Genomic DNA, 12,931 nt, shown 5'->3' on the forward strand with positions numbered 1-12,931 from the left:
ACTACCAACCCTGTGGCAACAAAATGGCAACAACTGTGCTCGGTTGTGCTAATTGGAGAGTGCCGTGGTGCGCCAGGAAGCCCAGTAATTCAGCGAATAGTCACGGATGGCTGGCAGATTTTGAAGTCACGCGAGGGTTCAAATCCCTCCGTCTCCGCCCTTGTCTTATCTGGTCAGACAATGTTTCCGTAACAAATATCAGACCATTGGCAAGAATCTGGCAACAGTCCAGTTAATCCTTGCCGACCATAACCGCGCAAGGCGATTGGCGTGGATGACGCTGTCGGCCGGCCTGCGCGAAGCCGGCGTCAGCCGCGAGCCCACGGGACCGTCTTGCGCATCACGGTCTTGCTCTTGCCGATGTGACGCTCGAACGTGAATCCCACCCTCTCGAACATGGGCCTCGTGCCGTTGTGGAGGAACGAGGACGACGTCCTCTTGCCTGGCGCGAGCTCGTTGGGGAACGAGACCACCTCGCCCCCGCCGGCCCGCGCGATCAGCTCGAGCGCACCATCCAACGCCTCCCGTGCCACTCCCGAACGTCGGTGGTCGCGGTCGACGAAAAAGCAAGTGATGCGCCACGGCGCCGGCTTGGTCTCGCCCGCGTCGTACTCCTTGCGGTGGTAGATGCGCGGCAGTTCGACCGGGCTGCCGTACTCGCACCACCCGATAGCGTCGTCGCCGTCGAAGACGAGCGCGGCGTGCGCGACACCCTCCGCCACGAGTCTCTGCTTGAACGTCGGCCCGTGGTAGTCGCTCTTGACGGTGTGCTCCGTGTCGTTGTGGAACCACGAGCAGTAGCACCCGCCCCAGACCCCGTTGTGCTTCTGCGCGAGCGCAAGCCACGCCGGGAAGGTCTCGGGAGTCAGCGGTTTGATCACGTGCAGAATCGTCACGCACACCTCCGGGGTTGTCTCGGGAATAAGTTCAACAAGATCAGGAAGCAGGCTTCGTCGCAGGGGAGTCGGCGACGCGTAGGACTCCCGTGTTGCCGTCCTGGTCGGCGGTCACGGTGAGCGACGGGTTTGACCTGGTTGCTTTAGCTTCCTCCGCGTCTGCCGAGGGTTGCGCCTACCGACGGGTGCTCCGCTGGTCTATGATCGCGACGTGATCTTCGTGATGGACGTCAGACAGGGCTAGCTCCCGCGTGTCGCTGAGGCGCGCGGGCGATGCATGCTGCCCTGTCAACCTCCACACGAAAGTCTTTCGATGTCCGTCCTTCTCGGGCGACGCGCACGTGACGCGTCGCTGACTGCTTCCCTCGTTTTCGTCTCCATCGCCACCGGCCTCTTCCTGCCGCTCTCGCTGGTGTTCTTCACCGAACTCACCGTCATCCCGCTGAGCGTCGTCGGCGTCATAGTCGGACTGTCCGGCCTCGCCTCGGTCCCGGTTCCCGCCATGGCCGGGCGCCTCGCCGACCGTTATGGCGCGATCCGACTCGTCGTGGTCGCGCAGACGATTCAGGCGGTCGCCTTCGCCGGGTATGTCTTCGCCCGGGATTCATTGAGCGTCTTCGTCGTGACGGCATTGATGTCTATCGGTGGCCGGCTGTTCTGGTCCACGATTTTCGCGGCCGTCGCCGACCACGCCGGCGACGATGCTCGGCAACAGCATTGGTTCGCCATCACCAACATTGCACGCACGGCCGGACTCGCCGCCGGCGGTGTCATCACCGGCATCGTACTCACCGTTCCCGGCACGACCGTCTACATCATGCTCGCGGATGCCGCGGCGCTCTGCCTCGCGGCATCCGCAGTGCTTATGCTGCCCGCCGCTGCATGGCAGTCGTTGACGCGGTCCTCGTCGCCGCAGTCGCTGCCATCCCAGTCGCCGTCGCCAGACAGCGTGCTCCGGGACGCCCGCTTCCTCGGTCTTCTCACCACCAACACGGTGTTCGCCATCTCGACACTGCTCCTTGGGCTCACCATTCCGGTGGTCGTGCACGACGCGCTCAACGGCCCGGGATGGCTGAGTTCGGTCGTGCTCGTCGGGAACGCGCTCATCATTTCGAGCCTCGGCATCGTAGGTGCGCGCCGGGCTGCCCGGCATCGCCCTTTCAGCGTGCTCCGAATGGCCGCCACCTGCTGGGCCGCCGGATGCGCCCTCCTCGCTATTGCCGCATCCACCGCCCTCCCAGTCGCCATGGCCATACTCGCCGCCGCGGTCTTCGCTTTCAGCTTCGCCGAGATCCTGCACGCCCCGACGTCGGTCGCCATCGTGAGCTCGATGGCCGCCACGAGGCGACGCGGCGACTACCTCGCGGTGTGGCAATACTCGTTCATGGCGGCCGAAATCATCTGCCCGATACTGTTCGGCACTCTTTTCACCGTGCAGCACGCAGCACCATTCCTCGTCGTGCTCGCACTAAATCTGGTCGCACTCGCCGCACTTACACTCCTGCAGCGACCATCCCGTGTCGGTCTGGGCCTGCACTGCGAAGTTCGGGATGGACCCGGCGGCTGAGCACGCGTTCATCAGAACGCGATGGCAGAATCCGTCCGTCACCCAACGATCTGCCGATAGCGTTGCTGCTGATGGCGTGCAGGACAGGCCTGGATAACGCACATGATGATCTGCGATGGCGGCGTTCTAAGTGCGTGCCTGGAGTTCAGGAGTCCCAGATTGGACCGAATGCGGGGATGTCGCGGCGTTCGAACTCGCCGACGACTCGGTCGGTGACGGACTTGTTCGCGACGCAGATCACGGCATCCGCCCCGGAGATGACATACGCGTCGTAGGACAGCGTGAACACATCGGGTTTGCCCTGCTCGGAGGTGTTCCAGATCACCGCTTCGGGTTGCGCGGTGGTCACCTCGTGGAGGAGTCCATCGCCGTAGGTCTCTCGCGGGGCCTTGGTGACCCACACCAGTCGGGCACCCTGCGTGTCGGTCAGGAGATGCCCCAGCACGGGACCGATACCGCTTCCGGTGACCACGTACAGTACCCGGGAGAAAAGCCGCTTCGCATTCGCGACCCCGGCGGTGGGAATGCCTCGGACCCACACGTGCGTCGGGGGCTGATCGATGAACTGCGAGGTCCATCCGCCCGCCCGCGATACCACCATGCGATAACCGGAGTCTCCGGATACTGCCGGCACGCACGCGAACGGGTGCCAGCCGAACAACGGATGCCGACTGATCGCACGCGTCGTACCCACCGGCGGAACGGATCCGTGATCCAGCCGCACGATTGCCGCGTGACGAGAGGGGTGTTCGACCGTGATTGCCACCCTCCGCAGCAACAGCCACGGCCATGCCGCGAGCACGGTCGACGCCACGAGCATCCAGAAGATCGGCGAGGTGAACAACGCCTCGCCGAAGGTGCGCGCCGGGGTTTGCAGTTGCGCAAGGAGCAGCGCGTTGATCCACGAAAACAGGAACACCGTCCAGGTGCCGAAACGATGGGACGCCTCGAACAGGTCATGGTGTCGGGTACGCAACCCGGGCGTCGCCAGAACGCAGATGGCGAGCAACAGGACCGCGATCGCCAGCGCGAAACCCACCGAGAAATCGTCGTAGCCCAATTCCCCGTTGGCCCACGCGGGGGCCAGGAGCACAACGTAGAGCACGTACCAGGCCGTGCCGGACAGGGCGCCGCCGACATGCAGGCCGCCGACGTGATAGTACTGTGCGAACCGCCAACGTAACCGCAACGGCCACGACGACGGTGGCCGCGTCGCCGCCCAGGAGATGAAGTTCACCATCCAGTGCTGGCGCGGCAGAACCGCGAACAAGATGTTCAGCTGGGAAATCGCCGCGATGAACTGCAAGCTAGTCGCGTGCGGCTGCCACCATCCAGCCACCATGCCCCACGCGAACACGACGACATTCACGACGAGCACGCCGATGAGCAGTACAACGTAGAGCATGACCCGCGCGCGGTCGCGCACGTGCGGCTCGGCGGCAGCTGCGAACGTGGTTAGAGGCTCGTTTGTCGCATCCATGGGTTCATTTTTTTTCTTATCGTGAGCCGACCCGAAAACCGTGCAATATGGAAACGGGCGGGCATTTGTCCCAGTTGAGGCGCACCCGAACGACCCGCACATGAGCCAGGAATGCCAGAATATCAGCGGAGCGTCTTTGCACACCTGTTGTACATGCTCTTCTGACGCACTTCTCGGCGCCACCCCTCGTCGAGACGAGAAATAATGAACCACAAGAATTCTCGACACAACCAATTCTGAACGATATATCGTAGTATGTCGTCGAGGCCGAGTTGAGCCTCGAGATCGGAGAGGTCATCATGAGCGGTTCATCCACCGGCGGCGGCTTCGGCTCCCGCAGTTTCGGTAGCGGGCGGGCGGGTGCCGTCGGCCCGCACTTGGCAGAAGCGGTCGATCAGCTACGTGCGATGTTCGAGCAGCGCGTCGCCCCCCGGATGGCGCGTGGCGACGTGCGCGCCGCCATCCTCACGCTGTTGGCCGAGAAGCCGATGCACGGTTACCAGATCATCGCTGAGATCAATGAGCGCAGCGGCGGCGCGTGGAAGCCGAGCGCGGGCTCGGTGTATCCGACGCTGCAGCTGCTCGCCGATGAGGACCTTGTCAGCGTCGAAGTGGCGGACGGCCGAAAGACCTACTCGCTCACCGATCAAGGGCGCGCTGAGGCGGAAGCCGCAGCCGACAAGGGAGCGCCGTGGGAGGCATCCGATCGCGGTGACCTGCTCGGCATGGGCGCTCTGCCCAAATCGGGCATGGCGTTGGCGCAGGCCGCCGCGCAGGTGAAGCACACGGGTACTCCCGAACAGGTCGAACAGGCTGTGGCCGTGCTCGACGAGGCCCGCCGCAAGCTCTACACAATCCTCGCCCAAGGCTGACGGATGCCGGTGGCAGCCGACCCTCGACAGCGCGCGACGTACGACACCGGGCCCGAGCGCGCCCGATATCGCCGGATCTTGCGGTTCGCCTTGCGCGCGCTGACGCAGACCTGGTGGTTTGAAATCCTGCTGCCGCGCATCGGGCTCGAGCGCGTCGCGGAGCGCGGGCGAACCGCCCGGTTGACGCACATCGCGCAGCGCTTCCACGCTCTCGCCATCGAGCTCGGCGGGCTGATGATCAAGGTCGGACAGTTCCTGTCCTCAAGACTCGACGTGCTGCCGCCGGAGATCACATCAGAGCTCGCGGGGCTCCAGGACGAGGTGCCGCCGGCATCCTTCGCTGCGATCCGGGAGCTTGCCGAGGCGGAGTTGGGGGTGCCGCTCTCGCGCGCTTACGCATCGTTCGACGAGATGCCGGTGGCCGCTGCATCCCTCGGTCAGGCGCACCGTGCCCGCCTCATGGCGACGGATGCTGCACAGAGCGGCTTCGAGCACGTCGTCGTGAAGGTGCAGCGGCCGGGTATTCAGGCCATCGTCGACGTCGACCTCGCCGCGCTGCGCCGGGTCGCGGGATGGCTCAGCCGGTTGCGAGTCGTGTCCGACCATGTCGACCCGCATGCGCTGGTCGCGGAGTTCGCGGCGACGAGCCTCCAAGAGATCGACTACCTCCACGAAGCGACCGGTGCGGAGCGATTCGGCGAAATGTTCGCAGGCGACCCGCGCGTCGCCGTGCCGGTGGTCGTCTGGGAGCGCACCTCCCGGCGGGTGCTCACACTGTCGGATGTCACGGCCATCAAGATCAATGACGTCGAGGGTCTCCGTGCGGCGGGCATTGATCCGTCCGAGGTCGCTGCCGTCTTCGCCGAGGTGATGTTCGAGCAGCTCTTCGGTCACGGCTACTTCCATGCCGATCCGCATCCCGGCAACATCTTCGTGACCCCAGTCGCTGCGGCGCCCGGCCGCGACGCGGCAGCGCCCGGCGGGAACACCGCGGGCCCCGCCTGGCGGCTCACCTTCGTCGACTTCGGCATGATGGGCGAGGTTACCGACGAGCTGCGCGACGGCCTGCGCAGACTGCTCATCGCGGTCGCCGCCCGCGATGGGCGCAGACTCGTGGAAAGCATCCAGGATGTCGGCATCCTGCTGCCCACCACCAACACGACTGACCTCGAACACGCCATGACGCAGCTTTTCGACCGTTTCGGGGGCATGGGATTCGCGCAGCTGCGCAACATCGATCAACGTGAGTTCCGCGATTTCGGCCGGGAGTTCGGCGCCGTCGTTCGCTCACTGCCGCTGCAGCTGCCCGAGAACTTTCTGCTTGTCATCCGTGCGATGTCGCTGACGTCGGGTGTGTGCAGCGCGCTCGATCCCGAGTTCAATGTCTGGGGCGCGATCGAACCGTACGCGTCGCGGCTGCTGCGCGAGGAGGGCGGCAACGTCGTCGCGTCGGTCGCGAAAGAGGCGGTTGGGGCTGCAGGCATCGCCGCGCGCCTGCCTGGCCGCATCGACGCACTCATCACGCGCATCAACGAGGGCACGGTGACGGTCGCGACTCCCTCGATCGATCGCCGCCTCAGCCGGCTCGAGCGGCTCGTCCATCGCGCCGTTGGCGCGATCCTGTTCGGCGGATTCCTGATCGGTGGCATCCTTCTGATTCCGGATGCTGCGCCGCTCGGAATCGTGCTGATGTGCGTTTCGGCCCTTCCGCTGACCTACGCGATGTTCGGCGGCGCGGGCAGAGGATACAGGCGCTAGAGCGCGCAGACACTGACAGCGCGCCGACACTGACGGCGCGCGGAGTCAGTCGCGCAACTCCAGGTACTTCGCGATGAGTGCCCGGGTTGACGAATCTTGGGACCTGAGTGCCTCGGCATCACCGTCGACAGCCGGAGCGACCTGAAGTGCGAGTTGCTTGCCAAGCTCCACGCCCCACTGATCGAACGAATCGACACCCCAAATCGTGCCTTCTGTGAACACGATGTGCTCGTAGAGCGCGATGAGTTGGCCCAGAACGCTCGGCGTGAGAGCCGGTGCGAGGATCGAGGTGGTCGGCCGGTTGCCGCTGAATACCCGGGCCGGCACGACAGACTCCTTGGTTCCTTCTGCACGCACCTCTTCGGCCGTTTTACCAAACGCCAGCGCCTTGGTCTGAGCGAAGAAGTTGGCCATGAACAGCGCCTGGACGTCCTGGCCGGGCTGCACCGTGGTGCCGTCGCCGGTCTTGTCCTTGAGCGGATGCGCCGGATTCGCCACGGCGATGAAGTCCGCCGGTATCAGACGTGTGCCTTGGTGGATGAGTTGGTAGAACGCGTGCTGACCGTTCGTGCCCGGTTCACCCCAGAAGATCTCACCGGTGTCGGTGGTGACAGGGGAGCCGTCCCAGCGCACGCTCTTTCCATTCGATTCCATGGTGAGCTGCTGGAGGTAGGCGGGAAAACGGTGGAGGTACTGCGCGTAGGGGAGAACCGCGTGGCTCTGCGCCCCCAGAAAATTGGTGTACCAGACGTTGAGCAGACCCATCAGCACCGGCACGTTCTGTTCGAGCGGTGCGGTTCGCGTGTGCTCGTCGATGGCGTGGAAGCCGGCAAGGAATTCGCGCCAGTTGTCCGGCCCGATGGCGATGACAACGGAGGTGCCGATCGCGGAATCGACCGAGTAGCGGCCGCCGACCCAGTCCCAGAACCCGAAGGCGTTCGCCGGGTCGATCCCAAAGGCGGCCACCTTGTCGAGGGCGGTCGACACGGCGACGAAGTGCTTCGCGACGGCATCCTGTCTGGCCGCATCGCTGTCACTGATGGCGCCCGAGGCACCGAGTCGCTCCCACAGCCACTGGCGTGCCAGCCGCGCGTTCGTGAGGGTCTCAAGGGTTCCGAACGTCTTCGACGCGACGATGAACAGCGTGGTCTCGGGGTCGAGATCTGCCGTCTTCTCATACACGTCACTGGGGTCGATGTTTGAGACGAACCGGCACTCGAGCCCCGCTTGCAGATACGGCTTCAGTGCCTCGTAGACCATGACGGGGCCGAGATCGGAACCGCCGATCCCGATGTTGACGACGGTCGCGATGCGTTTGCCCGTCACACCTGTCCACGTGCCGGACCGCACGGATTCGGCAAAGGCGTAGACCTTGTCCAGCGTGGCGTGGACTTCGGCGTCGATGTCTTCACCGTCGACGAGAAAACCCTGCGGCGGCACGAGGTCTGTGCCATCCTTCGGGCGGCGAAGGGCCGTGTGCAGAACTGCCCGGTCTTCTGTCACGTTGATGTGATCGCCAGCGATCATGGCTTGGTAGCGACCGGAGACGTCGGCATCCTTGGCCAGCCTCAGGAGCTGGGTCAGGATATCTTCGGTCAGGAGCCCTTTCGAGAGGTCGACCGTCAGGTCGGCGGCCTGGAAGGTGTATCGATCGGCTCGAGCGGGGTCGGCTTCGAACCAGCCGCGAAGATCAGGCGAGAAGCCTTCTGCGATGCGAGTGAGTTGCTGCCACGCGGGTGACGACGTCGGATCGAGCGGTGCGGATTCGGCCAATGGGTCCTCCTGAATTCCGGAACAGAAAGCGGCCCGCAACGACCGCAGCGATGCGGCGCGGACCGACTTCAACTCTATTGCCGCCAGATGTCGGCGGCAGCCGTCGACATTCGCCGCCGGACTGGCGCTCCCACGAGAGTTTGCTAACCTCTAATACCGTATGCCACCCGAATCTGCCAACCCGACTCACGGCCGCCGCTCTGCCGGCCGCCCTGTCGTGGCCCCCGCGGTGGATTCGACAGTCAGCAGTGCGGGCCTGCACGTCACGGCGCCGCAACACAAACTGACAACGTCGCGTGCGCCTGCTGCACGACAGAAGGCACTCCGGCAGAAGGCCCCGCGGCAGAAGCCATCGCCACGCAACGCACCGGGGCAGAAGGCACCCCGACAGAAGCCATCGCGACAGAAGGCTTCGCTGCAGGTCACGGTCGCCGTCGGCGCCGTCGTACTCGCTTTGGTCGCCGGCCTGTCCATTGCGCCGACGCAGCACGCGCAGGCCGCGTTGCCGGCCGCCGATGTTTCCATGCCCTCGCAGCGTGTGTTGCTCGTCGACAGTAACGTTGCTGCACCTGTGCTCAGCCAGGCTGTCTATACGACGACGGCCGGCGTGCAGACCCTGGCAACAAGCGGCACCAACGAAGACTGGGCCAAGCTTGTGCTCCTCGACGGCGGCTGGCCGCAAACGACGGCGAACATCACCGTCATGCTTCGCTGGATGCGTCAGGAGAACGGCCCGCCCGATTGGTGGAACCGCAACAATCCGCTGAACAACGGCTACGGTTCCGGCGGCGGCTCCGGATTCGGCAGCTACGCTACCCTCGAGGACGCCGCGATGTACGCCGCCCTCAATCTGCAGCGCGGCTACCCGGGCATCGTCGCGGGCCTGGCGGCTGGCACCTCGGCGGATGCCACGGCTCAGGCGATCTGGGCTTCACCGTGGGCTGCCAGCCACTACGGCAACGGCTCGCACTGGAGCACGGCACCGGTCGAGATCGTGCAGGCGCCGGCGTCCGCCTGGTAGGCGAGCGACCATAGCCGCGCGCACGAAAAAACCCTGGGGCCTTTGCAAAATCGTGAATTCGAGCGATTCTGGTGGTCGAGTGGCGAGGAAAAGACGGTGGTCGAGTAGCGAGGAACGGACGGTGGTCGAGTAGCGAGCGTATCGAGACCAAGAGACCTCGATACGGGTCTCGATACGCTCGTTCCTCGCTACTCGACCACCGACGCTCGCTACTCGACCACCGACGCTCGCTACTCGACCACCGACGCTCGCTACTCGACCACCGACGCTCGCTACTCGACCACCGACGCTCGCTACTCGACCACCGACGCTCGCTACTCGACCACCGACGCTCGCTACTCGACCACCGACGCTCGCTACTCGACCACCGACGCTCGCTACTCGACCGCCGAGGCTCGCTACTCGACCACCGGGCGGTGCGTTTGCCGACTTCGCAAAGGCCGCGCGAAAGCTCCGCGCGAGCACTCTGACCTGCGAAACTGGTAGCGGACCGACTTCGTCGAGATTGGATGTCCGCATGTCAGATTCGCTTGCCACCGCGGCCGACCGCGTGGTGACCGTCCCCGGCGGAATGTTCCTAATGGGGTCGGAGTCGTTCTACGCAGACGAGGGCCCCGTGCATGAGGTGACAGTCGCATCGTTCGAGTTGGATGTGCATCCGGTCACCAATGCTCAGTTCGCTCGGTTCGTCGATGAGACCGGCTATGTGACGGTTGCACAGCGCCCGCTCGCCGCCGAAGATTACCCCGGGGTCGATCGGGCCGACCTCGTGCCCGGCGGCCTCGTGTTCACCGGGTCGCGCGGCCCGGTCGACCTGTCCGACTGGCGTCAGTGGTGGTCGTGGGCGCCGGGAGCCGATTGGCGGCATCCGTTCGGCCCAGGCTCGAGCATCGAGGGCCGGGAGCGGCACCCGGTCGTGCAGGTGAGCTTCGAGGATGCGAGTGCCTACGCCGCGTGGACCGGCAAGCGGCTTCCCACCGAGGCCGAGTGGGAATTCGCGGCCCGCGCCGGCGCGCCGGCCGAGTGGCCATACGCCTGGGGCGCGGAGCCGCGGGTCGACGGCGCGTTGATGGCCAACACCTGGCAAGGGCGCTTTCCCTACCTGAACACAGGAGCTGATGGCTGGATCGGCACCTCGCCGGTCGGCTCGTTCCAGCCCAACGCCAACGGCCTGGTCGACATGATCGGAAACGTGTGGGAGTGGACGAGCACGTACTACGCGCCGCGGCACGACGTGCCGGTCGGACGGGTGCTCGGGTTGACCGACGTGTCGGTTGCGAACGCGGCGAACGCCGCGACCTCGGCGACGGATGCGACGGGCGAAGCTGCGCTCGCAGCATCCGGATCGTGCGGCGACGGTTGCGCCTGCGGACCGGACGCCGCCTCGCTGGCACGCACCGGCGTCGACGAGCAGCAGGCTCGCGCACGCAGTGCCGAGCCCGGATCCGCCATCCCGCGCCGGGCGCTCAAGGGCGGGTCGCACCTGTGTGCGCCCGAGTATTGCCTGCGCTATCGACCGGCCGCGCGCTCGCCGCAGGCCGACGATTCAGCGACGACACACATCGGGTTCCGCTGCGCGCGCTCGCTCTGACTGCCCGCCGGGCGTTCCGCGCCCCATGGGAATTCGGTGCTTGACGGCACCCTCAGCGCCCGACGGCGTACCCCTGGTTCCCGCGCGAGTTGGCAGCAGCCTTGAGCCAGCCGCCGTCGCGTGCGACAACGCTGAGACGGCCCTCCGACCACGGCGGCCCGACGACGACACGATGACCGCGCCGCCGCAAGTCCTCGATGACGTCCGCGCCGATACGGCTCTCGACAACAAGCTGCCCCGGGTGGGACGCGCGTGGGGCGAACGAATCGGGCGCATGATCGGAATGGAAGGCCGGCGCATCGATCGTCTCCTGAAGATTGCGCCCGCCGTGCACCAGGCTGAGAAAGAACTGCAGTGACCACTGGTCCTGACTGTCGCCGCCAGGCGTGCCGAACGCCATCCACGGCTCGCCGTCGCGGAGTGCGAACGACGGTGACAGCGTCGTGCGGGGCCGCGCACCGGGCCGCAGGGAGTTCGCCAGGCCGTGCTGCAGCCAGAACATCTGCCCGCGTGTGCCGAGGCAAAAACCCAGGGACGGGATCGTCGGCGAAGACTGCAACCACCCGCCGCTCGGTGTGGCGGAGATCATCATTCCCGCAGCGTCGACCACGTCGATGTGGCAGGTGTCGCCGCGGGTGATGCCGTCCGGAGCGACGGTGGGCTCACCGAGACCGGCCGCCGCGCCGCCGATTCGCACCTCGTCGGTTGTCTTCCAGCCGTGATCGGCGGATGCCGGCAGCGGCGGCATCCGCACCGCCCGCCCACCCGGTGACCCGGGTCGCAACTCGAGCGAAGCATCCGCTGTGATGAGGATGCGGCGCTGTGCGTTGTATTCCGGCGACAGGAGGTCGGTGAGCGGCACATCGGTGAACTGCGGGTCGCCATACCAGGCTTCGCGGTCGGCGAAGGCGAGCTTGCCGGCCTCGACGATCGTGTGAATCCAGTCGGCGGAACCGGGTTCGGTTTCGCTGAGATCCGTCGCCTCGAGCAGTGCCAACTGTTGCAGAAAGACGGGTCCTTGGCCCCAGGTCTGTGTCTTGAATACCGTGTATCGGCCATAGGCAAATGACACGGGAGACTCGATCGTGGCGTGCCACGACGCGAGGTCGTCGCCGGTGAGCAGCCCGCGGTGCCGACTGCCGGTGGCGTCCATCACCTCGGTGTTCGCCACGAACCGCTCGATCGCCTCTGCGACGAAGCCCTGATACCAGGAGCGCCGGGCGCCGTCGATCTGCGCCTGTCTGCTCGTGCCAGCGCTCTCTGCTTCGGCGAGCACGCGCCGGAACGTCGCGGCGAGTGCCCGGTTGCGCACTCTCGCACCCGGCTGCGGCACGTGCCCGTCGGGCAGCCAGAGAGCGGCGGATGTCGTCCACTCGCCTCGAAACAGCGCCTCGACCCGTGCGATTGTCGCCGCCGCGCTCGGCAACAGCGGATGCCCATCGTCTGCATAGTGGATGGCCGGCTCGAGCACCTGCCTCAGCGTCATGGTGCCGTGGCGTTCGAGCAGTGTCAGCCACGCGTCGAATGCGCCGGGCACAACGGCGGGGAGCATGCCGGTGCCGGGGATCGCCTCGACGCCGAGGGCGAGCATCCGCTCGATGGATGCTGCGGCCGGGGCGACTCCTTGACCGCAGATCACCGAGACGGCCCGGTCGCTCTCCGACCAGACGAGGATCGGGGCGTCGCCGCCCGGTCCGTTCAAATGTGGTTCGACGACTTGCAGCACGAAACCGCCCGCGACTGCGGCGTCGGCGGCGTTGCCTCCGCGCTCGAGAATGCTCATGGCCACGGCCGACGCGAGCCAGTGCGTCGACGCGGCCATACCGAAGGACCCGATGAGTTCTGGGCGCGTGCTCACGGTTCTCACGTTAGCCTGCCGTTTAGATCGCCTGACTCTTGACTCATGTTCGCCTGGCTCTTGACTCTTGTTCGGATGGCGTGGAGCTTCCGTCACGAGCGCACGCAACTGGGGG

General features: G+C 65.9%; 9 protein-coding genes. 5 read left to right on the forward strand and 4 right to left on the reverse strand.

All coding sequences use genetic code 11. The annotated features are described in order from the left end of the window. Nucleotides 1-308: 308 nt before the first annotated feature. Nucleotides 309-902 (reverse strand): GNAT family N-acetyltransferase, encoded by a 594-nt coding sequence (locus tag QU604_RS02075; RefSeq protein ID WP_308467141.1) that lies wholly within the window; start codon nucleotides 900-902, stop codon nucleotides 309-311. A 307-nt stretch (nucleotides 903-1,209) separates the two neighbouring features. Here QU604_RS02075 and QU604_RS02080 point away from each other — a divergent pair, with 307 nt between their 5' ends. Continuing rightward, nucleotides 1,210-2,463, forward strand: a complete 1,254-nt coding sequence (locus tag QU604_RS02080) for an MFS transporter (protein WP_308467142.1) — start codon at nucleotides 1,210-1,212, stop codon at nucleotides 2,461-2,463. Nucleotides 2,464-2,608: 145 nt separating this feature from the next. Here the strand turns inward: QU604_RS02080 and QU604_RS02085 are convergent, their stop codons facing one another. Then, on the reverse strand, nucleotides 2,609-3,943 hold the full coding sequence (locus QU604_RS02085; RefSeq protein ID WP_308467143.1) for an FNR domain-containing protein: 1,335 nt from the start codon (nucleotides 3,941-3,943) through the stop codon (nucleotides 2,609-2,611). Nucleotides 3,944-4,242: 299 nt separating this feature from the next. Between QU604_RS02085 and QU604_RS02090 the strand changes: the two genes are divergently transcribed. Together QU604_RS02090 and QU604_RS02095 are read left to right on the forward strand one after the other, a co-directional pair. Beyond that, nucleotides 4,243-4,815, forward strand: coding sequence for a PadR family transcriptional regulator (locus tag QU604_RS02090; RefSeq protein WP_308467144.1), 573 nt, complete (start codon nucleotides 4,243-4,245; stop codon nucleotides 4,813-4,815). Between the two features lie 3 nt (nucleotides 4,816-4,818). After that, a complete protein-coding gene (locus QU604_RS02095) occupies nucleotides 4,819-6,573 on the forward strand; it encodes an ABC1 kinase family protein (protein ID WP_308467145.1) in 1,755 nt (584 codons plus the stop codon). A gap of 45 nt (nucleotides 6,574-6,618) precedes the next feature. Here QU604_RS02095 and pgi read toward each other — a convergent pair whose 3' ends face one another. After that, the gene (gene pgi / locus QU604_RS02100) at nucleotides 6,619-8,346 is read right to left on the reverse strand and encodes a glucose-6-phosphate isomerase (RefSeq protein ID WP_308467146.1); all 1,728 of its coding nucleotides are present in this window, start codon (nucleotides 8,344-8,346) and stop codon (nucleotides 6,619-6,621) included. A 160-nt stretch (nucleotides 8,347-8,506) separates the two neighbouring features. Between pgi and QU604_RS02105 the strand changes: the two genes are divergently transcribed. Together QU604_RS02105 and QU604_RS02110 are read left to right on the forward strand one after the other, a co-directional pair. Further along, the gene (locus QU604_RS02105) at nucleotides 8,507-9,367 is read left to right on the forward strand and encodes a hypothetical protein (RefSeq protein WP_308467147.1); all 861 of its coding nucleotides are present in this window, start codon (nucleotides 8,507-8,509) and stop codon (nucleotides 9,365-9,367) included. 517 nt (nucleotides 9,368-9,884) lie between these two features. Further along, a complete protein-coding gene (locus QU604_RS02110; protein ID WP_308467148.1) occupies nucleotides 9,885-10,958 on the forward strand; it encodes a formylglycine-generating enzyme family protein in 1,074 nt (357 codons plus the stop codon). A 52-nt stretch (nucleotides 10,959-11,010) separates the two neighbouring features. On the opposite strand, the gene QU604_RS02115 is transcribed toward QU604_RS02110, so the two are convergent. Next, nucleotides 11,011-12,816, reverse strand: coding sequence for a gamma-glutamyltransferase family protein (locus QU604_RS02115; protein WP_409349989.1), 1,806 nt, complete (start codon nucleotides 12,814-12,816; stop codon nucleotides 11,011-11,013). Nucleotides 12,817-12,931: the final 115 nt, after the last annotated feature.

It is taken from the genome of Rathayibacter sp. SW19 (genome assembly GCF_030866825.1).
Classification (GTDB): domain Bacteria; phylum Actinomycetota; class Actinomycetes; order Actinomycetales; family Microbacteriaceae; genus Rathayibacter_A; species Rathayibacter_A soli.